This is a genomic window from Micromonospora sp. A202, assembly GCF_006715105.1.
GTDB lineage: Bacteria > Actinomycetota > Actinomycetes > Mycobacteriales > Micromonosporaceae > Micromonospora > Micromonospora zamorensis.
The window spans coordinates 6,172,116-6,193,737 of the sequence record NZ_VFMP01000001.1; the positions used below are offsets into that span (position 1 = coordinate 6,172,116).

Below are 21,622 nucleotides of genomic sequence, written 5' to 3' on the forward strand. Positions count from 1 at the left end.
TCGGGCGGTGGTTGATCTGCTGGATCGCTGGCGAATCGCGGCCCGGGGCGCCGGTGCGGGTTCGGGCCTGACGTCGACCGGCGCCGGGGAGCAGCTGCTCGCCCGGTGGCGGGAGCCGCACCGGCACTATCACACGGTGGCCCACCTGACGGCGGTGCTCGACGTGGTGGACGAGCACGCCGACCTGGCCGGCCGACCCGACGTGGTCCGGTTGGCGGCCTGGTTCCACGATGCCGTCTACGACCCGCGGGCCGCCGGCGACGCCAACGAACGCGACAGTGCCGCGCTGGCCGAGAGCGTGCTCGCCGGGCTCGGGGTGCCGGCACCCACGGCGGCGGAGGTGCGCCGGCTGGTACTGCTCACCGCCGGGCACACCGTGGCACCGGGCGACCCGGACGGCGCCCTGCTGTGCGACGCGGACCTCGCCGTGCTGGCCGCCCCTCCGGCCGACTACGACAGGTACGCGGCGGCCATCCGGCGGGAGTACGCGCACGTGCCGGAGCCGGCCTTCCGGGCCGGGCGGGCCGCGGTGTTGACCGGCCTGCTGGCGCTGCCCGCGCTGTTCCGGCTGCCGCCGCTGGCCGCCAGATGGGAGGAGCCTGCCCGGGACAACGTGCGCCGCGAGCTGGCCGCGCTCAGCGAGGGGTCGACGGGCGCGGGCTGACCAGGTGTTTCGGGCGACGCAGTCCCGCGGAGCGGAGCAACCGGACCAGCTCCCGGCTCGGCACCACCTGGGCACCGAGCCACACCGCCGCCGCGAACCGGTCGGCCGGAATGTCGTAGTGGTCCCGGTCGAAGCCGCGTCGGGGCGCGCCGAGTGTCTCGGCGAAGGCGTGCAGCTCGGCGTACGAGACGTCGCTGATCAGGTGCGACCAGAGCCGACCGCGCCACGGCCAGGCAGGCCGGTCCAGGTAGAGCATGGTGCCCAAGCTATCCGGCTCAGTTGATCATGTTGATGATCGCCCGCCGGCGACCTAGCCTCGGCTGCATGGCCCCCACCAATCTCCTCGACGACCTGCGCGACGCGCTCGGTGGCGACGCCGTGCTCACCGACCCGGACCTGCTGCGGATGCACCAGCGGGACGAGGCCGACCTGTGCGCCGCCGGCACCCCGCTCGTGGTGACCCGTCCGCGCAGCACCGAACAGGTGGTCGCCGTGGTCCGGGCAGCGGCGCGGCACGGCGTACCCGTGGTGCCGCAGGGTGCGCGGACCGGGTTGGCCGGCGCGGCGAACGCGGTGGACGGCGCGGTGGTGTTGAGCACCGTGGCGATGGACGAGATCCGGGAGATCGACCCGGTGAGCCGGATCGCCGTGGTCCAACCCGGGGTGGTCAACGCGGCGCTGGCCGGGGCGGTGGCGAAGCAGGGCCTCTGGTATCCGCCGGATCCCGGCTCCTGGGAGTCGTCGACGATCGGCGGCAACGTGGCCACCAACGCCGGTGGCATGTGCTGTGTGAAGTACGGCGTGACCACCGAGTACGTCCTCGGCCTGGAGGTGGTGCTCGCCTCCGGTGAGGTGCTGCGCACCGGCCGGCGTACGGCCAAGGGGGTGGCCGGGTACGACCTGACCCGGCTCTTCGTCGGCTCGGAGGGCACCCTCGGGGTGATCACCGAGGTGACCGTGGCGTTGCGGCCCGCGCCGGCCGAGTCGCTGACCCTGGTGGCGGTCTTTCCGTCCACTGCGGCGGCCGGCGCCGCGGTGGCCGAGATCGCGGCCCGCGGGCTCACGCCCAGCCTGTTGGAACTGCTCGACCAGACCCACCTGCGGGCGATCGAGGCGTACCAGCCGATGGGGCTGCGGACCGACGCGCAGGCCCTGCTGCTGGCCTCCGTGGACACCGGCAGCCGAGCCGCCGACGACCTGGCCGCCCTGGCCGCTGTGTGCGAGGCGGCCGGCGCCGACGAGGTCTACGCGGCCACCGACGCGGTGGAGGCGGCTGCGCTGCTCCAGGCCCGCCGGCTGGCCCACCCCGCCATGGAGAAGTTCGCCGCCGACGCCTACCCGGGTGGCAACGGCGGCCTGGTGATCGACGACGTGGCGGTGCCGCGCGGTTCGCTTGCCGCGCTGCTGGACGGGGTGGCCCGCATCGCGGCGGAGTGCGAGGTGCCGATCGGTGTGGTGGGGCACGCCGGGGACGGCAACATGCACCCGAACATCGTGGTCGACCGGGCCGATCCGGCGAGTGTGGAGCGGGGCCGGCGGGCGTTCGACGAGATCATGCGGCTCGGCCTGGACCTCGGCGGCACGTGCACCGGCGAGCACGGGGTGGGGCTGCTCAAGCGGGACTGGCTGGCCCGGGAGATCGGGCCGGTCGGCGTCCGGGTGCACCAGGCGATCAAGTCGGCGCTCGACCCGGCTGGTCTGCTCAACCCGGGCAAGGTGCTCTGACCTGGCTGAAGGTCAGCCCTTGACCTCGGCCGGGGTCGCCTGGGTGAGCAGCAGCAGGATCTCCCCGGCGACCGGCGTGCGCTCCTCACCAGGGCAGTCCTGCGAGGTGATCAGCCCGGTCGAGGTGAGCAGGCTGGACGTCAACGCGTCGATGCAGGTGGTCCGGTACCTCCGGGCCTGATCGGTCTCGGCGGCCAACTTCGGGTTGGCGAGCAGCACCTGGAGCCGTTCGGTCAGCTCCGGCGCGAGGGTGCCCCGGGAGGTGACCCCGTCGCCTGCGCAGTCGAGGCACTGCCACGCGCCGTTGCGCTCGACGCTCAGGGTACGCATCGGCCCGTCTTCGCCGAGCCGCTGGAGCAGGCTGACCTGACCGGCGGCGACCGTGGTGGGGATCTCCAGCTGCGATCCGCCCCCCGCCACCGGGGCGGATGGCTGCGCCAGAGTCGTATCCGGCTTGTCCCGGTCGAGCAAGGAGCACCCGGTCAGGGCACCGACGAGCGCGACGGCGATGAGGGGTAGGAGCAGACGAGGGTGCGCGCGGGGTAGCACGCGCGGAAACCTACCCCACCGTAGGTAGCGACCGAAACCACCATCCGGGTCGGTATCGATGGTTACCCATTGGTAACGTCGCAATTCGTCATCGAGCGGACGGACGCAGCTCCACCTGATCGTCGTCGCCGCCACGGTCGGCGGCGTACCCCCGCACGTCCGGAGCGCCGAGCCGAGCGGCGTCCGCCGCGGCGTCGTCCGGCATCAACTGGGACTGCCGCTCCGCCTCCACCCGGGCGCGGTAGTGCTCCACCTCGCGGGCCCGGGTCGCCTCGTCCCAGCCGAGCACCGCGCCCATCAGCTCGGCGGTGTGCTCCGCGGACTCCAGCCCTCGGTGGCTGGTCTCGAACGAGATCCGGGTCCGCCGGGTCAGCACGTCCTCCAGGTGCAGCGCACCCTCGGCCCGCGCCGCGTACGCGACCTCCGCCGCCAGATACTCCGGAGCACCCGCCAGCGGAGACGCGAGCAACGGGTCGGCGTCGACCAGGGCCAGCAGGTCCAGGGTGAGGGTGCCGTACCGCTCCAGCAGGTGCTCCACCACACCCACCGGCACGCCGTGCCGGCGGGCCAGGTCGGCCCGGTCCCTCCACATCGCCGGGTAGCCGTCGGCACCCAGCAGAGGCAGATCGGCGGTACGCGACGAGCGCGCGCCGCCGAGCCGGCGGGCCGCCCGGTCGACCACGTCGGAGGCCATCACCCGGTACGTCGTGTACTTGCCACCGGCGACCAGCAGCAGTCCGAGCATGGGCTCGAAGACCGCGTGCTCGCGGGAGAGCTTCGACGTCGAGTCGGCCTCGCCGGCCAGCAACGGCCGCAGCCCCGCGTACACCCCCTCGATGTCGGCGGTGGTCAACGGCCGGTCCAGCACGGTGTTGACCTGCTGCAACAGGTAGTCGATGTCGCGGGCCGAGGCGGCCGGGTGGGACCGGTCCAGCCGCCAGTCGGTGTCCGTCGTGCCGATGATCCAGTGCCCGCCCCACGGGATGACGAAGAGCACCGAACTCGCCGTGCGCAGGATGAGCCCCGCCTCGCCGGTGATCGCCGAGCGGGGCACCACCAGGTGCACCCCCTTCGAGGCGCGCACCCGGACGCCGGGCCGCAGGCCCACGTCGTTGAGCATCCGCGACATGTCGTCGCTCCAGACACCGGTGGCGGCGATGACGGTACGGGCGTGCACCTCGAACTCCGCGTCCGGCGAACCGGCCGGCGCCTCCAGGTCACGGACGCGGACACCGGTCACCTCACGCGCCTGCCGGATCAGCCCGACGGCGCGGGCGCTGCTCACGACCGTGGCACCGAGGCTGGCGGCGGTGCGGGCGAGGGTCACCACCAGGCGGGCGTCGTCGACCTGCCCGTCGTAGTAGCGGATCGCCCCGGCCAGCGTGTCGGGCCGCAGACTCGGGAAGACCCGCCGGGCCCCCTCGCGGGTCAGGTGCCGGTGCAGTGGCATGCCCCGGCCACCGCCGAAGATCCCGGCGAAGGCGTCGTAGGCGGCCACACCCGCGCCGTAGTAGGAGCGGCGGAAGATGCGGGCCGGCAGGTCCCGCAGCCCTCGCCCGGCGGGCAGGGGCACCAGGATCGGCACCGGACGCACCAGGTGCGGCGCGAGCCGGGTGGCGAGCAGGCCGCGCTCGGTGAGCGCCTCGTGCACCAGGTGGAACTCCAACTGCTCCAGGTAGCGCAGACCACCGTGGATGAGTTTGCTCGACCGACTGGAGGTGCCCGCCGCGAGGTCACGCGCCTCGACGAGGGCCACCTTGAGCCCCCGGGACGCCGCGTCCAGAGCCGCACCGGCACCGGTCACCCCGCCCCCGATGACCAGGACGTCGAAGCGCTCGGCGCGCAGTCGCCGCAGGTCGGACACACGGCGGACCGGCGAGAGCTGGCCGGCGACGGATCGGGAGATGTTGGGGTCACGCACAGGTCCACGGTAACCGCCATGCCACCGTGCCGGCATTCGCCGCCCGCCCGGCTGACGGAAACTGTCCAGCACCGGCACGGTTCTCCGATCGACCCGCAACACGACGGTCGGATGGAAACCGCTCGCCGTGGTCGTAAGGTTCTCGGATGCAAGGTCACCCCGCGCAACCCGGATTCAGCGACCGCAGCTCCCCGTGGTCGGTGGTCGCAGCCGTGCTGGTCGGCTGCTGGACGGTCGCGGTCACCGCGGCCACCCAGACCGGCGGCTGGGTCACCGATCAGGTGCTGCTGGGCTTCGGGCTGGACCGCGTCGGCTGGCTCTGGCCGGTGCTCGGCCTGACCACAGTCGTGCTGGTGGGCACACCCGCCCTGCTGCTGGCCGTGCTGCCCCGGTCGGCTGCGGTCCGGGCCACCGGGAAAGCCTGGCTGATCGGGGGTCTCGCCCTCGGCGTGCTCACGCTGCTGCGGGTCGTGCCACCGGTGCACCACGAGGCGTACCTCGCCGGGCTGGCCGGCGTCACGTTGCTCAGCGCGCTCGCCGCGCGCTGGTCGGCGCGACGATCGTCCGGCCCGGATGTCGACACCGCGCCCGCCGCCGCACAGTGGGCCGGCGAGCGCACGGAGCAACGCGACGCCCCCGGTGGTGCGGCGCTGAACGACGATGCCGCCGCCCGAGCCGAGACCGTCGCAGGCCCGGGGTCGAGCGCCGACGCCGCCGGGAGTCCGAACCCGGTCGGACGTCAGCGTGGATCGCATCGGACCGGGCCGGTGCCTCTGCTCGCGGTCGCCGCCGGGTTGGCGCTGCTGCTGCCGTGGGCCTGGCTGGGCGCGCTCGGCGGGCTCCTGGAAACCGCGCTCGCGCTGTTGGCGGCAGCCGCGCTGGGGGTGCTGGCCGCGACACTGTTGGACGCCACCTTCTGGACCCGGTTCGCTGTTGGCCGACCGCCGCGGCCGGCCCGGCTCGTCCTGCTGGGAGGTCTGGTCGCCGGGGTGGCGCTGCTGCTGCTCGCGGCCGGCACCGGCCAGTCCGGCGCGCAGTTGCCCGCGCTGCTGACCCTGCCCCCGGTGGGTTTCGCACTGGCCGCGCTGTGGGCCGCGGCCTGGCGACCCAGCACCGACCCGGCCGGCGCCGCACGCGCCGGCCGCACGGCGACCGGCTGGCTCGTGGGCCTGGCCGCACTCGGCCCGCTGGCCTTCACCGACCCGGAAGAGATCACCCTGCTGCTGGTCGCCACCCGGGACATCCCGTTCTGGGTGGCGGTCGCCGCTGGCGCCGGGCTCGCCGTCGCGGTCCTGGTCGCCATCGGGTACGCGGTGCTGCTCGCCCGGCCGACGGCACGCACCCCGAGTCGCCGGTCGGCCGCGGTGGCAGCCGTGGTGCTGCTGGTGGCGTTCGGCGTGGTCGACCTGGGTCCAGGCCAACCGGGCCTGCACGGCGAGCGGCTGTTCGTGGTGCTGCGGGCGCAGGCCGATCTGAGTGGACTGCCGGCCGGCGCTGCGGGTCGGGCCGGGAGGGACGCCCGTGCGACGGAGGTCTACCGGCGGCTGGTGACGACCGCCGAGCAGAGCCAGGCCGACCTGCTCCGGGGGTTGCGTCGACTGCGACTCGACCCGGTGTCGTACTACCTGGTCAACGCGGTGGAGGTCGACGGCGGTCCGGCGGTGCGGGCGTGGCTCGCCCGCCGACCTGAGGTGGCCCGGGTGCTGGTCAGCCAACGTCTGCGGCCACTGCCGGCGCCGGCGGGGCAGAGCCGCGGCACCGCGCCCAGGCCCACCGGCCCGGAGTGGAACATCCGCCAGATCGGCGCGGACCGGGTGTGGTCCCAGCTCGGGGTGACGGGCACGGGCATCGTGGTGGGCAGCTCGGATTCGGGGGTGGACGGCGCCCATCCGGCGCTGCGCGCCGGGTTCCGGGGCGGAGACGACTCCTGGTACGACCCGTGGGACGACACCCGCAGCCCGACCGACCAGGGTGGGCACGGCACCCACACGGTGGGCAGTGCGGTGGGGCGCGACGGCATCGGGGTGGCGCCTGACGCGCAGTGGGTGGGCTGCGTCAACCTGGACCGCAACCTCGGCAGCCCTGCGTACTACCTGGACTGCCTCCAGTTCATGCTGGCGCCCTTCCCGGCCGGCGGCGACCCGTTGACCGACGGCCGTCCGGAGCGCGCCCCGCAGGTGCTCACCAACTCCTGGGGTTGCCCGCCCATCGAGGGTTGCGATCCCGGCGTACTGCGGCCGGCCACCGCCGCGCTGGACGCCGCCGGGATCTTCGTGGTCGCCGCGGCCGGCAACACCGGGCCGTGGTGCGCGTCGATCGACGACCCACCGGCGCCGTACGCGGACGTGCTGACCGTGGGTGCGGTGGACGCGCAGCGCCGGGTGGCCGAGTTCTCCTCGCGCGGGCCGGTGCCGGGTGCGAGCAAGCCGGACGTGCTGGCACCGGGTGTGGGTGTGGTGTCGGCCATGCCGGGCGGCACGTACGCCGCGCTGGATGGCACGTCGATGGCGACCCCGCAGGTGGCCGGGGTGGTCGCGCTGATGTGGTCGGCGAACCCGGCGCTGGTCGGCGACGTGGCCCGGACCCGGCAGATCCTGCGGGACACCGCCACGTCGGCGACGCCCACCTACCGCTCCGACAACCCGTCCGACACCTGTGGTGCTCCGTCGAACGTCACGGGTGCCGGTGAGGTGGACGCGTACGCCGCCGTGCGCGCCGCCCAGCAATAGGCAGGTTTCCTTCCGGATCCGACGGGCGGGAGCGCGGGTCGCCACACGGTGTTCTAGGGTCGGCGACCATGGACGCCGAGATCACCGTCACCGAGCTGACCCGCGACCTGGCAGACACCGTGGTGCGGCTCTGCGAACAGGCTCTCGACCTGCCCGAGGACGCCACCGAGGCCGCCGCCATCGTGGACGCGCTCGGGCCCCGGGCCGCCGCCGACCGGCCGGTGGTCGGGCTGGGCGCGTACCGGGGTGCGGACCTGGTCGGGGTGCTGTTCTGCTCGCTGTCGTCGGCCGAGCCGGGCATCGGGCACGTCGACCTCGTCGCGGTCCGTGCGGATCAGCGCCGCCGGGGCGTCGGCCGGGCGCTGCTGCGGCGGGCCGAGCAGGTGCTGGCCGAGCGCGGAGCGACCGAGGTGCTGCTGGCCGGGAACCCGCCGTACTACGCGTGGCCGGGCATCGACGTCCGCTACACCCCGGCGGTCTGCGCCGCCCTCGCGCTCGGCTACCAGCAGGACCGGACCGCCTGGAACATGACCGCCGACCTGTCGTACGACGGGTCGCCGGCACTGCGGTCCACCGAGGCGGCGGAGCGGCGGCTGGCCGATCAGGGCGTCACGGTACGCCGGGCGGAGCCGGCGGATCTCCCGGCGTTGACCGCGTTCGCCCGGTCCACCTTCGGCGGCACGTGGGACGGCGAGCTGGCCGGGTCGGTGGGTCGTGACGGCGCCGGCTGCCACCTGGCGGAGCGGGGCGGCGAGGTACTTGGCTTCGCCGCGTACGGGTCGTCCCGGCCGAGCTGGTTCGGGCCGATGGGCACCGCTCCGGCGGCCGAGGGGTCGGGCATCGGTGGTGTGCTGCTGCGGCGCTGCCTGCGCGACCAGCAGGCGGCGGGGCTGACCCGGGCGGAGATCGGCTGGGTGGGACCCGTGCCGTTCTACTCGGGCGGCGCGGGTGCCCGGATCGAGCGGGTCTTCTTCCTGTACCGGCGGACCCTGCCGGTGGCATAACCGGGGCAAAGGGGACATTGATCCATTCGCCCGCGTCGGTCATCGACGCCCCCTACCGTTTCGGTAGAGGAGGCAGCCATGACCACGGATGACGACCAGACCGAGGACGGCCCGCCGATTACCTGGAAACCGGTCGGCGAACTCCCCGGCCAACTGCCGTTCGACCGGCTCGACTACGGCGACGCCGAGCAACTGGCCGAGATGACCACCGACGACGGGTCGGCGGTCGTCGAGGAGTCACGGGAGATGGTGGACGAGCCGATCAAACTGCTTCCGCCGTACGACCGGGCACAGAAGCGGCGCAACCAGCGCCCACTGCCGACCTGACGACGAACGGGGCGGACCGCATCAGCGGCCCGCCCCGTTCCGTGTCGGAACTGGACTCAGAAGTCCATGTCCCCGCCACCCGGGCCAGCCGGGGCAGCCGGGGTCTTCTCCGGCTTGTCCGCGACAACGGCCTCGGTGGTGAGGAACAGCGCCGCGATGGAAGCGGCGTTCTGCAGCGCCGAGCGCGTCACCTTGGCCGGGTCGATGATGCCCGCGGCCAGCAGGTCGACGTACTCGCCGTTGGCGGCGTTGAGGCCGTGACCCGCTTCGAGGTTACGGACCTTCTCCACCACGACGCCGCCCTCAAGGCCGGCGTTGACGGCGATCTGCCGCAGCGGGGCGTCCAGCGCGACCTTGACGATGTTCGCACCGGTCGCCTCGTCGCCGACCAGGTCGAGCTTGTCGAAGGCGGTCTTGCCGGCCTGGACCAGCGCGACGCCACCACCCGGGACGATGCCCTCCTCGACGGCGGCCTTCGCGTTGCGAACGGCGTCCTCGATGCGGTGCTTGCGCTCCTTGAGCTCGACCTCGGTGGCCGCGCCGACCTTGATGACCGCAACGCCGCCGGCCAGCTTGGCCAGCCGCTCCTGCAGCTTCTCGCGGTCGTAGTCGGAGTCGCTCTTGTCGATCTCGGCCCGGATCTGGTTGACCCGGCCCTGGATCTGCTCGGCGTCACCGGCACCGTCGACGATGGTGGTCTCGTCCTTGGTCACCACGACCTTGCGGGCGCGGCCCAGCATGTCGAGGCTGGCGGCGTCGAGCTTGAGGCCGACCTCCTCGCTGATGACCTGGCCACCGGCGAGGATGGCGATGTCGGTCAGCATGGCCTTGCGGCGGTCACCGAAGCCCGGCGCCTTGACGGCGACCGACTTGAAGGTGCCACGGACCTTGTTGACCACCAGGGTGGCGAGGGCCTCGCCCTCCAGGTCCTCGGCGATGATCAGCAGCGGCTTGCCCGACTGCATGACCTTCTCCAGGATCGGGAGCAGGTCCTTCACCGACGAGATCTTGCTGTTGGCGATCAGGATGTACGGGTCGTCGAAGACGGCCTCCATACGCTCCGGGTCGGTCATGAAGTAGGCCGAGATGTAGCCCTTGTCGAAGCGCATACCCTCGGTGAGCTCCAGCTCCAGCCCGAAGGTGTTGCTCTCCTCGACGGTGATGACGCCTTCCTTGCCGACCTTGTCCATCGCCTCGGCGATGATCTCGCCGACGGTGCTGTCGCCAGCGGAGATGGAGGCGGTGGAGGCGATCTGCTCCTTGGTCTCGACGTCCTTGGCGAGCTTGGACAGCTCCTCCGAGACGCTCGCGACCGCGGCCTCGATGCCCCGCTTCAGGGCCATCGGGTTGGCGCCAGCGGCCACGTTGCGCAGGCCCTCGCGAACCAGGGCCTGGGCCAGGACGGTCGCCGTCGTCGTGCCGTCACCGGCAACGTCGTCGGTCTTCTTGGCGACCTCCTTGACCAGCTCAGCGCCGATCTTCTCGTACGGGTCCTCGAGCTCGATCTCCTTGGCGATGCTCACACCATCGTTGGTGATGGTGGGGGCACCCCACTTCTTCTCGAGCACGACGTTGCGGCCCTTCGGGCCGAGGGTCACCTTTACGGCGTCGGCGAGCTGGTTCATGCCCCGCTCGAGGCCGCGGCGAGCCTCTTCGTCGAAAGCGATCATCTTGGCCATACGGCGTTGTCCTCCTGGACACTCACGGGCCACCCGAGATGTGTGCCCCGGATGGGCCGCCTGGTGTGCGCACCTAGGGACGTCGCCACCTGGCGACGACGACGTCCTTCGGCCGGGCCGGATAGCCCGCGACGACCGGCCATGTGCTGCCCCGGTGTCTCCACACCGGCACAACCTGGCCCCACCGTCCCGACCGTTGGCACTCACGGTATGCGAGTGCCAATGACTTGTTTAGCACTCTCCCCTGCCGAGTGCAAGCACGATGGGGCCGCTCAGCCGAGTTCCGCGGCCAGTCCGGGAGTGTTCACCGGCGCCTCATGAGCGCGCTGCTCGGCGTACGTGACCAGCAGACCGATCATCTGGGAGAGGTGGGCCGGCAGGGCCAGCACCGCGGTGATCCCGATCACCACCACCGCCCCGACCGCGCTGTCCGGGGACGCGAAGGGATCCGTACCGAACGCCGAGGTGCCAACGCCCTCCAGCACGCCGGGAATCACGGTGCCGACGATCACCGCCAGGGCAACCAGGGCAACCCGACCGAGCAGCAGGCCGAGCCGGTCGTGGAACATCCGGAACGACCGGCCGATCGGGTTGTGGCGTTCGAAGAGGTAGACCGGGCCGGCCATGCTCAGCGCGAACGCCAGGTAGATGCCCGGCAGGACGCAGAAGCAGGCACCGATGCCGATGAGCAGGCTGATCAGCAGGGTCCACCCCCACAGCCCGAGTGCCCGACGGATGCCGTAGCGCAGCGCGGAATCCAGGCTGCCCGGCTGACCGGCCGCCTGCTGGGTGATCACCCAACTGCCGGCGGCCCACCCGACGGCCTGCAACAGCCCGACCAGCACGCTGCCGCCGATCAGCAGGACCAGGAGGCTCACCAGCTCCACGGCGAAGTTGTCCGGCAGGGCGGCGGTCGTGCTCGTCTGGGCCTCGGCGGCCCACTTCGCCGACGGGTCCGCCCCGAGAGAGATCACCGAGAGCACCGCCGCGGGCAGCACCTGGGTGAGCAGCATGATGGGCACCAGCTGCCGCCAGCCCCGGCGCAGCGCTCCCCAGCACCGGCTGAACCAGCCGGCCAGGCCGGCACCGGGTGGGGTGACCAGGGGGTCGTTCGGGTCGTACCCGTAACCCGGCGGGTACCAGTTGACCGGCGGCCCCGGATGCCACGGCTGCGGACCGTAGGGCCCCGCTCCAGGCGGGTAGCCGCCGGTCGGCGGGAACACCCACCCCTGCTGCGGCTGACCGGCCGGGCCCCAGGCGCCCTGCGCAGGATCCCAACCAGCCGGCGGGACACCCGGCACGGAGCCAGGCGGCTGACCGGCCGGGCCCCAGGCGCCCTGCGTGGGGTCGGACGGGCCTGGCTCACCCGGCCCGTAGGGCGGGTTGGACGAGGGTGGCTGGTCGGTCATGAACGCTCCTCAGCATCGGCTGGAACGGTTCACGATCTTCCCGGCTGCGCGCCCGTGCCGCCAGCCCCCAAGGCGTTGGCCGACCAGTGCGGAACGGTCAGGCGATGACGCGTACGTGCTCCGCCTGGGGGCCCTTCTGGCCCTGGGCGATCTCGAACTCGACCCGCTGGCCGTCGTCCAACGCCTTGTAGCCGTCCATCTCGATCGCGGAGAAGTGAACGAACACGTCCTGACCGCCGTCGACGGCGATGAAGCCGTAGCCCTTTTCGGCGTTGAACCACTTGACGCTGCCCTGTGCCACGGTGCCACTTCCCTCACTCTGCGCGGTGCTGCCTGACCCGGCGCACGGAGCGGCCGGGCGCCCTCGGACCACCGCTCCGGCAATCGATGACCGCCATTGAAGTAGGTGACCGAAATCGCACGCTACACGAGGACTGACAGCCGCGCACGACCACAAATCGGGCATGGTCCTGATCGCTTCCACACCAGCTCCGGCCGCACCGGTCGACCCGACGCGGCGATCCGACGGATTCATCGACGTGAGTGCCCGCGGGGAAGGAGACGAGGCTGCGCCGCGACCCGGTGAAGATCGGGCCCGACCCGAAAAATGCCGTTCACCCCCTGTGATAGGCATGCGGCATGACCACCGATACGGGCTCGATCTCCGTTCGTCGTGCGGAGATCCGCCGGGGCCGGCCGGAGGACGCCGCCCGGATGCGGGCGCTGCGCCTGGAGATGCTCGCCGACGCACCGTTGGCCTTCCTGGAGACCCTCGCAGACGCGGCGGCCCGGCCACACAACGAGTACGCCGCACGGGTCGCGTACACCTCGGCCGGCCCGAACAACGCGCAGTTCGTCGCGGACCCGGGCGGTCGGCTGGTCGGGCATGCCGGTGGCACGGTCACCCCGGACGAGCCCGGGCTGACCGTGATCTACGCCGTGTACGTCACGCCGACCTGGCGGGGCAGCGGCCTTCTCGGTGACCTGATCGACGGGGTGGCCGACTGGTCCCGGGCGTGCGGCCGACCGGAACTGCTGCTGGAGGTCGTGGTCGGCAACGACCGCGCCTACCGGGCGTACCAGCGGCTGGGCTTCAAGGACACCGGCGTGCGAGTCCCCCACCCCAAAATCCCAGCCCTGAACGAGCTACAGATGCGCCGACCCGCCTAGAACAGAGAACTCATCCCAAGGCAGAACCACTCTGACGCCCCCCAATAAAGAAACCGGAAGCGCCCGCGCCACAGTGCCCACAAGGGGTTTCCGGGGCAGCCCGACCCGCGCAGGGATCAAGCCTGACCGCCCGGAGCGGGTCGGGCTGCCCCGGAAACCCCCACCGCAACCACCTACACGTGACGCCGAGACTGAACGATCCGGAACCGGTTGGCCACATAAGCCCCATCGGTCAAAGCCGAGTTGGCCGCCGCGTTGGCCCCGCTGCCGTGGAAGTCGGAGAACGCCGCCGACTGGTTCACGAAGACCCCGCCGGTGAGGTTGCAGGACAGGTGTACCCCGACCTCGACCGCGACCGCCTCGGTGGCGTCCAGCACCGCCTCGTCGGTGGAGTAGACCCCGGCGGTGAGCGCGCCCTTCTCGCCGACCGTCCGGCGCAGCAGCTCCAGGCTCTGCGCTGTGGAGTCGGTGGCGATGGCGAACGAGATCGGCCCGAACCACTCCCGGCCGTACGTCTCCGCGTCGTCCGCCGCCAGCTTCACGATCGTCGGGGTACGCACCACCGCGTCGGCGTACGCCGGGTGCGCCACGACCCGCGACTCCAGCACCGGCTCGCCGACCTTGGTCACCTCGGCCAGCCGTTCCAGCACCCCGTCGTTGACGATGGCGCCGGTCAGCTCCACGCCTCGCGCCGGATCGGCGGTGAGCTTGCCGACCGCTGCGGCGATCCCGCCGGCCACCTCGTCGAAGCTCTTGTGCCCCTGGTCGGTCTCGATGCCGCCGGCCGGGATCAGGATGTTCTGCGAGGTGGTGCACATCTGGCCGCTGTAGAGGGTCAGCGTGAAACCGAGGTTGCGGCACATGCCGGCGAAGTCGTCGGTGGAGTCGATGACGACAGTGTTCAGACCGGCCTTCTCGGTGTAGACCGAGGCCTGCCGGGCGTGCGTCTCCAGCCAGTCGCCGTACTCGGTGGAGCCGGTGAAGTCGACGATCTTCACGGAGCGGTGCAGGGCCAGGTCGCTGGCGAGCTTCTCACCGGGCGCCTCGGCCGCCAGCATGATCAGGTTCGGGTCGAACCCGGCCTCGGCGAGCACCTCCCGGGCGTACTTCACGGTGATGGCCAGCGGTAGCACCGCGCGCGGGTGCGGCTTGACGATCACCGGGTTGCCGGTGACCAGCGAGGCGAACAGCCCGGGGTACGAGTTCCAGGTCGGGAAGGTGTTGCAGCCGATCACCAGCGCCACCCCACGCGGCACCACGTGGAACGTCTTGGTCATCCGCAGCGGGTCACCCTTGCCGGCGGCCTTCTCCCAGCCTGCCGTGCCCGGGTGCCGGGTCATCTCGGCGTACGCGTAGGCCAGCGCCTCCAGGGCCCGGTCCAGTGCGTGTGCGCCGCCGGCCTGGAAGGCCATCACGAACGCCTGCCCGCTGGTGAACTGCACCGCGTTGGCCAGCTCGAAGATGTTCTTGTGCAGCCGGTCGAGGATCTCCAGGCAGACTCCCACCCGGGCCTGCGGGCCGGCGTCGCGCCAGGCCGGCAGCGCGGCGGAGGCGGCGCTCACCAGCTCGCCGGGGCCGGCGTGCGGGTAGCGCACCGCGAGCTCCACCCCGAACGGGCTCGTCTCGGTGGCGACCCGGTCGCCAGCGCCCGGCTGGTCGAGCGGGAAGTCCCCACCAAGGTACGCCTCGAAGGCGGCCTTGCCGTCGGCGGCGGCGGTCTCGCCGTACACCCGAGGGCTGGGGGATTCGGGATAGGCGGACCAGTAGCCCCGCTCCGTGATCGCGGTCAGCGCACGGTTGAGGGTGTCGGCGTGCCTGTCGTGCAGGGGCTGCGGGGTCTCCGTCATGCCCGCCATCATGCCTGAGCCCGGTCCGCGAGCAGAAGCGCCAATGACCGACGGCACCGCGGTTGCCCGCGGCGGCAGCGGGTAACCGCGGGCCTCCGGCCAGGAGAGCCGGCCACGGGAGGGCGGCGGGTGAGGACCACCGAGATCCGGGTGCACGGGGTCGCCGACAAGGGGCCCGAGACGATCCTCGACCGACCGATCGTCGCGCGGGTCGCGGGAGACGACAACGCCGGCTTCTACCGGCCGCGGCCCGGCTACGGTGCCCCCGCGGACCGCGACGGGGTGACGCTTGAGGCGTACCGCTGGAGCCGGCTGACCGGCGGCACCGCGACCCGGACGTTCTCCCTGGTCCTGCTCCTGCCGTTCATGCTCAGCAACATCGCGGTCTGGATGCTGCCGGTGACCGGTGGCGGCGGCCGTGCCGCGCGGGCGCTGTGCCGACTGCTGGCCGCGACGATGACCGCGATGTACGTGCTCTCCACCGTCGGGGTGTCCCTCGACCTGATCGCCTGGCAGTGCGCGGCCTACCCGAGGTGTCTGGAGGGGCGGCGGGAGTTCTCCTGGCTGGGCGGCGTGCCGCCCGGGCAGCGGCTCGCGCTGCTGGCCGTACCGCCGGTCATCGCGATCGTCCTGATCTGGCGGCTCGGTGCCCGGACCTGGCAGCTCCCCGAGGACAGCGACCACGCTCCCGGCGTGGGTGCGGACCGGCTCGACGCGCCCGCCTTCTGGGACACCCGCTCCCTGCTGCGCCGACTGCGCTCGGTGCATGTCGCGGTGGCGCTGGGCACGCTCGACGTCACTCTGCTGCTGGCTCTGGCGCCGCACGACGCCACACTGCCCGGCTGGCTGCTGCTGGCCGCGAATGTGGTGCTGCTCGCCGGCGCGGTGGTGCTGCTCTGCCGGCCGGCAATCGAGCGACGCGGGGAGCAGGACCAGCGGAGTTCGCGGACGATCCGCTGGGCGGCCGTCGCGCTCACCGCGCTGACCCTGGGGTACGCCCTGGTGCCTCGGCCGCCGTGGGCGGTCGAGGGGATGTTGCCGGGGTACGGGATGCTGGTCGCCGGGTTGTTCGCCGGGCAGGTGGCGCTGCTCGCGATGCTCGGCCTGGTGGTGGCGGTGCAGCGCCGTTCCCTCCCCCGCCCCTTCTTCCTGCTGGCCGGGCTGGGCGCGCCGGTGCTGATCACCGTCGCGATCGGGCTGGGCGTCGCCTACTCCTCGGGTCTGACCTACGGGCTCGCCGAGTATCTGGACCGTGGGTCCAGCCCGACGCCCGCGCGGCCGCTGCCGCCCGGGGCGCCACCGCTGTCGCCGCCGATCGCCTACCGCTGGGTCACCCTCGGCTTCAGCCTTGCCGTGCTCCTGGTGGTCGTGACGGCAGTGCTCGTACCCCGGATCCGGCGTGGTCGTCGCCGCCGGGAGGCCGAGGAACTGGTCCGGCGGGACTACCCGGAAGCCTCCCGCGCGGCCCCCGAACGGGTCCGGGCCGTCCGCGACGCGATCGTGCGTGCCAGGCTGACGGATCGGCTCGGGCCGCTGCTGGCCACCGCATACGTGGTGTTGGCACTGCTCACCCTGGTGGCGGCCGGGCTCTCGGTGATCGGTCCCGGCCCGGGTGCGCTCGCTCTGCGACTGGGCGGCGAGCAGCTGGCCCGTCCGGTGATCTTCGTGACCGACCTGGGCGCCCTGCTGATCGGGCTGTTCGCCACGGTCCTCGCGGTGATGGGACTGGTCGCCTACCGATCCGGCGCGATCCGGCTGGTCGGTGTGCTCTGGGAGCTGGCCACTTTCTGGCCGCGCGCCGCGCACCCTCTCGCCCCGCCGTGCTACGTCGAGCGGGCGGTCCCCGAACTGACCCGCCGGATCGGGCAGCTCACCGCCGACGGGAACGCTGTGGTGCTGTCCGGGCAGAGTCACGGCAGCGTGATCGCGGCGGTGACGATCCTTCAACTCCCCGACCACTGTCAGCGGCGGGTGGCCCTGCTGACCTACGGAACCCCGCTCGGAAACCGGTACCGGCGGATCTTCCCGGCGTACGTCAACGACGAGATGTTGCGCGAGGTCGGCGGCCGGTTGGCCTGGCGGTGGATCAACCTGTGGCGGTACACCGACGCGGTCGGCGGACCGGTGTTCGTCCCGCTCCTGGACGGACCTGACGACCCGGCAGCCCGGGTCGACCGTCGGGTGCGGGACCCGAAGGGACTGCTCATCCCACCGACCGACACCGTGCCCCCACCGGTGCAGGGCCACCGGTTCACCCCGGACGACGACTTCCTCGACGCGATCCGCGAGCTGGTCGGGCGATTGGAGCGAACCGACGGGTGACCGCCCGGGTCAGAGGGTGAGCTGCCAGTTGTTCCAGGCGTCCACCGGGCGGAAGCCGAGTTGCTCGTTGATCGCCACCATGTAGCTGTTGCTGGCGGCGTTGAAGGTGTCGATGACGCGGACCGTCGGCTCGTGGGTCAGCAGGTGGTGCAGGTTCTCCGCCTTGGCGATGAGACCGAGCCGGTGCCCACGGTGGGCCGGGTCGACGATGGTGATCTGCTGGTAGGAGTGCCAGTCGGTGGAGGCGCTCACGTCCAGCAGGGTCCAGGCGACCAGCCGCCCGGACGCCTCGTGGCGCATCCCAAGGTGGTAGCGCCGCCGACCCCGGGCGTCCAGGGCGCGCTCGGTGCCACGGATGCGCTCGGCGTCCACCTGCTCCGGGTCCCACTGCACGTCGCCCATGGGCGCGTCCATGAGCAACCGGCCGTCCAGGTAGGCGATGTCCGCCACGTACTCCTGCGGGGTGGAGCCCTGCCAGCAGACCGATTGATAGCCCTCCGCCCGCGGCCGGGCCTCGGCCAGCGCCGCGCGCAGGGCGATCCGGTCGATCGCGTCGACGTCGAGGCGGCGACGCACCTCGGGCAGCGCCGACTGGGCGCCGGTGGTGGCGGCGAACGCATCTCCCGCCGCTGATCGCGCCGGCCCGTCGGGCAGCGCGGAGACGGTCATCGCGACGACCCGCTTGCGGCCGCGCTCGCGGAGCAGGCGTACGCCGTACTCGTGCAGCGCGCGACCGACACCCCGGCGCCGCAGCTCGGGATGCACCGTCAGCTCGGCGGTGGCGTTGTCGGTGTTGTCGAGCTGCGGCAGGTCCAGCTGGAGGTAGCCGGCCGGCGCGCCGTCCAGCCGGGCCAGCGCCCAGAGCGATTCGGTGCCGGGCATCGGCGTGTGGAACAGCGCGTCGAAGCGGCGTCGGCAGGAGGGTGGGAAGTCCGGCAGGTCGACCTCGATGGCCGCCGCGCCGATCCGGTACGCCTCGTCGACCGAGGTGCGGTCGGCGCCGTCGAACGACGCGATGGTGATGCTCATGCCGGTGAGCGTGCACCGTACAAAAGCGATCGGGCCAGCGAATTACTCGCTGGCCCGATCGAACGTTGGTCGGGAGGGACACTCGCACAACGCCTCCGGCGTTGGGTCGCAAGAACTTCAAAAGTCTTCGGCGAAATGCCCTCCCGCACGGAGCATCTTGCGCCGTCCGGTTCCTGCCGTCAAGTCCGTAGCGGCGGGTTTTCCACACTCACAGCTAAAACCCAGTTACGGACTGATCGACTCGGTTTCACTGAAGTCGGGGTGTCCAGTCAGCCCGGACACCCCGACTTCCGTAAACCCGAGTTGATCAAGACCGGCCGCGGGTCAGCCCAGGAGGCCGGCGTCGCGGGCGGCGCGCAGCGAGGGCTTGATGTGGTGGGTAGGCCCGACCTGACCGGCCACCGCGTCGATGGTCTTCAGACCCTCGCCGGTGTTGAACACCACGGTCTCCGCCGTCGGGTCGAGCCGGCCGGACTCGACCAGCTTGCGCAGCACCGCCACTGTCACCCCACCGGCGGTCTCCGCGAAGACGCCCGTGGTGCGGGCCAGGTCGCGGATGCCCGCCCGGATCTCGTCGTCGTCGGCATACTCCATCCAGCCGCCGGTGCGACGGACCGCCTCCAACGCGTAGAGGCCGGCGGCGGGGTCGCCGATGTTCAGCGACTTGGCGATGCCGGTGGGCTTGACCGGGGTGATCGTGTCGGTGTCGGCGTGCAGGGCCGTGGCGATCGGGTTGCACCCGGCGGACTGCGCGCCGAAGACCTTCCAGCCGCCGACCGGCGCCTCGACCAGACCGATCTCCACCAGCTCGGAGAACGCCTTGTCAATCTTGGTGAGCAGCTCGCCGCTGGCCATCGGGATCACCACCTGCGCCGGGATCCGCCAACCGAGCTGCTCGGCCACCTCGTAGCCGAGCGTCTTGGAACCCTCCGCGTAGTACGGGCGGACGTTCACGTTGACGAACGCGGTGTCCTCGAACTCGTCGGTCTCCACCAGCTCGCCACAGAGCCGGTTGACGTCGTCGTACGAGCCGTCGATGGCGACCAGCTCGCCCCCGTAGACGGCAGTGGTGATGACCTTGCCCTGCTCCAGGTCGCTGGGAATGAAGACCACCGAGGGCACCCCGGCGCGCGCGGCGTGCGCGGCCACTGAGTTGGCCAGGTTGCCGGTCGACGCGCAGGCGAACCGGGTGAAGCCGAGCGCCTTCGCGGCGGTGAGCGCCACCGAGACGACCCGGTCCTTGAACGAGTGCGTGGGGTTGGCGCTGTCGTCCTTGACCCAGAGCTGCGCGGTGATGCCCAGCTCGGCGGCGAGGTGCGGGGCCGCCACCAGCGGGGTCAGCCCCGGGTCGAGGGTGACCCGGCTGGCCGGGTCCTGACCGGCGGGGAGCAGTGCGGCGTACCGCCAGATGTTCTTCGGCCCGGCCTCGATCTGCTCGCGGGTGACCGTCGCCAGGGCGGCCGTGTCGTAGTCGACCTCCAGCGGGCCGAAACACTCGTAGCAGGCGTGCTGGGCGGCGAGCGGGTAGCGCGCCGAACAGGCGCGACAGACCAGGGCGCGGGCGGGGCTGGCGGAGGTGTCGATGCCGGAGGCGGCGAGCGTCGACGTCATGTCGAGAGTCCTCTCATCTTTCCCCGCATCGCACGGTGCGGCGGGGACGGAATTGGCACCTGCCCCGCGGGTCGCTCAGCGGTGAGCGCGCGGGGTGGTTGCCGGGGCGTCGTCGGGCCGTATCCCTCAGCCCCTCTGGATGAGGTATGCAGTTGTGTCGTCGAGTCTAGGCAAAGCCGGGCGCGGCCTCCAGGGCAGATCCCAGGTAGTGGGTCAGCGGACGCTCACCGCTGCGGGGTCGGTCACCGCGATCGGGTCCGTGACCGCTGTGGTCCGTGGCAGCGCCGCGGCGCGGGTCCGGGGCCGGGTGGCCAGATTCGCGGCGACCAGGGCGGCGATCGTGATGGCGGCCCCGACCAGCTCGACGGGCTCCGGGCGGTAGCCGCGGGCGATCTGCACCGCGAACGTGGTCACCGGGACCAGGTTCATGAACAACGCGGCGTTGGCGGCACCGAGTCGCTGCACGCCGGTGTTCCAGGCCAGGACCGCGACCACGGCGCCCAGGATCACCGCGTACGCCAGTTGCGGGGTGACCGCCACGAGGTCGGCGGCGGCCGGCGCGTGCTGCCAGCCGACGGCGTCGGCGCCGATGCTCGCGGCCAGCATGGCGGCCGTGCCGGCGAGTGCGGTCAGCGTGGTGAAGCGCAGCGGCGACCACTCGCCGAAGCGGCTGGCACCGTGCGTGTAGATGCCCCAGCCGAGCACCGCGCCGATCATCATCAGCCCACCGAGACCGAACTGGCCGAGCCCGCTCAGGCTCCCGCGGGTGATCACCAGGCCGACACCGAGAAGCGCCACCAGGGAGAGACCCAGCAGGAGCGGCTTCGGGCGTACGCCGTCACGGGCCCAACGGACCAGTTGGGTGATCACCGGGGTGGTGGCCACGAAGAGCGCGACCTGCTGCGGGGCGGCGTGTTCGAGGGCCAGGCTGCTGAGCAGGTTGAAGCCGGCGAAGCCGACCACTCCGAGCACCACCACCTCGGCCGTCCGGCCGCCCGACCGCAGCGCGTCGGCACCCTCCCGGAGCAGGAGGACGGCGAGAAGGATGACGGCGGCGAGAAGGTAGCGGGCAGTGGTCAGGTTGAGCGGGTCGACCCGGGTCAGCGCGCTGGCCAGGACCGGGAACATCACTCCCCAGGCGAGCACGGCGAGCAGCGGATAGGCGGCGGCGCGGGATCGCATCGTCAGCTCCAATGTTCGAGTATCGTCGAACCAACGGAACCGACATTAGGAGCTTGTTCGATAATTGTCGAACAAGGGTTACACTGGTCACATGGAGCCGCACGAACCCGAACTGACCGCCGTACCGGTCACCGCCGTGCTGGCCGCACTCGCCGACGACGTGCGGTTGCAGATCGTCCGGGCGCTCGCCGAGGGCGGCGAGGCCGCCTGCGGCAGCTTCGACTTCGGCGTCTCCAAGGCGACCCGCAGCCACCACCTCAGGGTGCTGCGCGAGGCCGGCCTGACCCGCACCCGCGCCGCCGGCACCAGCCGCCTGGTCCGACTCCGCCGCGACGAGCTGAACAAGCTCTACCCCGGCCTCCTGGACGCGGTCCTCAGCCCTCGCCCGCCGGCCTGACCCCCGCCACCACCGTCGCCGAGCGCGTCGCCGGAGCCGCCTCGTCGAGGCCCCGGC

Annotated in this window: 18 protein-coding genes and 1 riboswitch; of the genes, 8 read left to right on the top strand and 10 right to left on the bottom strand. The window is 72.2% G+C overall.

The window, feature by feature from the left end; all coding sequences use genetic code 11:
- The first annotated feature begins 7 nt into the window (after nucleotides 1-7).
- Nucleotides 8-664 carry a metal-dependent phosphohydrolase gene (locus FBZ33_RS28605; protein WP_255509061.1) on the top strand — a complete coding sequence of 219 codons (657 nt, stop codon included), beginning with the start codon at nucleotides 8-10 and terminating at the stop codon, nucleotides 662-664.
- Here FBZ33_RS28605 and FBZ33_RS28610 read toward each other — a convergent pair.
- Nucleotides 636-920 carry a DUF4031 domain-containing protein gene (locus FBZ33_RS28610; protein ID WP_088950414.1) on the bottom strand — a complete coding sequence of 95 codons (285 nt, stop codon included), beginning with the start codon at nucleotides 918-920 and terminating at the stop codon, nucleotides 636-638. The two genes, FBZ33_RS28605 and FBZ33_RS28610, sit on opposite strands and share 29 nt — an antisense overlap.
- Nucleotides 921-988: 68 nt before the next feature.
- On the opposite strand from FBZ33_RS28610, the gene FBZ33_RS28615 reads away from it, so the two are divergent.
- Nucleotides 989-2,389, top strand: a complete 1,401-nt coding sequence (locus tag FBZ33_RS28615; protein WP_141911412.1) for an FAD-binding oxidoreductase — start codon at nucleotides 989-991, stop codon at nucleotides 2,387-2,389.
- Between the two features lie 12 nt (nucleotides 2,390-2,401).
- Here FBZ33_RS28615 and FBZ33_RS28620 read toward each other — a convergent pair whose 3' ends face one another.
- Both FBZ33_RS28620 and FBZ33_RS28625 read right to left on the bottom strand, forming a co-directional pair.
- Nucleotides 2,402-2,938, bottom strand: coding sequence for a hypothetical protein (locus FBZ33_RS28620; RefSeq protein ID WP_141911413.1), 537 nt, complete (start codon nucleotides 2,936-2,938; stop codon nucleotides 2,402-2,404).
- An 88-nt stretch (nucleotides 2,939-3,026) separates the two neighbouring features.
- Nucleotides 3,027-4,844: a glycerol-3-phosphate dehydrogenase/oxidase gene (locus FBZ33_RS28625; protein WP_099856767.1), complete on the bottom strand. Its 1,818-nt coding sequence runs from the start codon at nucleotides 4,842-4,844 to the stop codon at nucleotides 3,027-3,029.
- A 161-nt stretch (nucleotides 4,845-5,005) separates the two neighbouring features.
- Here FBZ33_RS28625 and FBZ33_RS28630 point away from each other — a divergent pair, with 161 nt between their 5' ends.
- The 3 genes from FBZ33_RS28630 to FBZ33_RS28640 all read left to right on the top strand — a co-directional run bounded on the left by FBZ33_RS28630 (nucleotide 5,006) and on the right by FBZ33_RS28640 (nucleotide 8,919).
- Complete coding sequence (locus tag FBZ33_RS28630; RefSeq protein ID WP_141911415.1) at nucleotides 5,006-7,588, top strand: S8 family serine peptidase; 2,583 nt, start codon at nucleotides 5,006-5,008, stop codon at nucleotides 7,586-7,588.
- Nucleotides 7,589-7,656: 68 nt separating this feature from the next.
- Nucleotides 7,657-8,592: a GNAT family N-acetyltransferase gene (locus tag FBZ33_RS28635; RefSeq protein ID WP_141911417.1), complete on the top strand. Its 936-nt coding sequence runs from the start codon at nucleotides 7,657-7,659 to the stop codon at nucleotides 8,590-8,592.
- A 78-nt stretch (nucleotides 8,593-8,670) separates the two neighbouring features.
- A complete protein-coding gene (locus FBZ33_RS28640) occupies nucleotides 8,671-8,919 on the top strand; it encodes a hypothetical protein (protein WP_088950419.1) in 249 nt (82 codons plus the stop codon).
- Nucleotides 8,920-8,975: 56 nt separating this feature from the next.
- Here the strand turns inward: FBZ33_RS28640 and groL are convergent, their stop codons facing one another.
- The 3 genes from groL to FBZ33_RS28655 form a co-directional block, all read right to left on the bottom strand.
- Nucleotides 8,976-10,598, bottom strand: coding sequence for a chaperonin GroEL (gene groL / locus FBZ33_RS28645; RefSeq protein ID WP_030490078.1), 1,623 nt, complete (start codon nucleotides 10,596-10,598; stop codon nucleotides 8,976-8,978).
- A gap of 272 nt (nucleotides 10,599-10,870) precedes the next feature.
- Nucleotides 10,871-12,007: a DUF3300 domain-containing protein gene (locus FBZ33_RS28650; RefSeq protein WP_141911418.1), complete on the bottom strand. Its 1,137-nt coding sequence runs from the start codon at nucleotides 12,005-12,007 to the stop codon at nucleotides 10,871-10,873.
- Nucleotides 12,008-12,104: 97 nt separating this feature from the next.
- Entirely contained in the window at nucleotides 12,105-12,308 is a 204-nt protein-coding gene (locus FBZ33_RS28655; protein ID WP_088950422.1) for a cold-shock protein, read from the bottom strand.
- A 338-nt stretch (nucleotides 12,309-12,646) separates the two neighbouring features.
- Between FBZ33_RS28655 and FBZ33_RS28660 the strand changes: the two genes are divergently transcribed.
- The gene (locus FBZ33_RS28660; RefSeq protein ID WP_141911420.1) at nucleotides 12,647-13,177 is read left to right on the top strand and encodes a GNAT family N-acetyltransferase; all 531 of its coding nucleotides are present in this window, start codon (nucleotides 12,647-12,649) and stop codon (nucleotides 13,175-13,177) included.
- A 173-nt stretch (nucleotides 13,178-13,350) separates the two neighbouring features.
- Here FBZ33_RS28660 and paaN read toward each other — a convergent pair whose 3' ends face one another.
- Complete coding sequence (gene paaN, locus FBZ33_RS28665) at nucleotides 13,351-15,024, bottom strand: phenylacetic acid degradation protein PaaN (RefSeq protein WP_185755430.1); 1,674 nt, start codon at nucleotides 15,022-15,024, stop codon at nucleotides 13,351-13,353.
- Between the two features lie 129 nt (nucleotides 15,025-15,153).
- On the opposite strand from paaN, the gene FBZ33_RS28670 reads away from it, so the two are divergent.
- Nucleotides 15,154-17,346: a hypothetical protein gene (locus FBZ33_RS28670; RefSeq protein ID WP_141911423.1), complete on the top strand. Its 2,193-nt coding sequence runs from the start codon at nucleotides 15,154-15,156 to the stop codon at nucleotides 17,344-17,346.
- Nucleotides 17,347-17,355: 9 nt separating this feature from the next.
- Here the strand turns inward: FBZ33_RS28670 and FBZ33_RS28675 are convergent, their stop codons facing one another.
- The 3 genes from FBZ33_RS28675 to FBZ33_RS28690 form a co-directional block, all read right to left on the bottom strand.
- Nucleotides 17,356-18,375 (bottom strand): GNAT family N-acetyltransferase, encoded by a 1,020-nt coding sequence (locus FBZ33_RS28675; protein WP_141911425.1) that lies wholly within the window; start codon nucleotides 18,373-18,375, stop codon nucleotides 17,356-17,358.
- Nucleotides 18,376-18,699: 324 nt separating this feature from the next.
- Complete coding sequence (gene thrC, locus FBZ33_RS28685) at nucleotides 18,700-19,986, bottom strand: threonine synthase (protein WP_088950426.1); 1,287 nt, start codon at nucleotides 19,984-19,986, stop codon at nucleotides 18,700-18,702.
- 10 nt (nucleotides 19,987-19,996) lie between these two features.
- Nucleotides 19,997-20,132: riboswitch (SAM riboswitch) on the bottom strand.
- 67 nt (nucleotides 20,133-20,199) lie between these two features.
- Nucleotides 20,200-21,168 carry a DMT family transporter gene (locus FBZ33_RS28690; protein WP_141911426.1) on the bottom strand — a complete coding sequence of 323 codons (969 nt, stop codon included), beginning with the start codon at nucleotides 21,166-21,168 and terminating at the stop codon, nucleotides 20,200-20,202.
- Between the two features lie 91 nt (nucleotides 21,169-21,259).
- On the opposite strand from FBZ33_RS28690, the gene FBZ33_RS28695 reads away from it, so the two are divergent.
- A complete protein-coding gene (locus tag FBZ33_RS28695; RefSeq protein ID WP_088950428.1) occupies nucleotides 21,260-21,565 on the top strand; it encodes a helix-turn-helix transcriptional regulator in 306 nt (101 codons plus the stop codon).
- The last annotated feature ends 57 nt before the right edge of the window (nucleotides 21,566-21,622 follow it).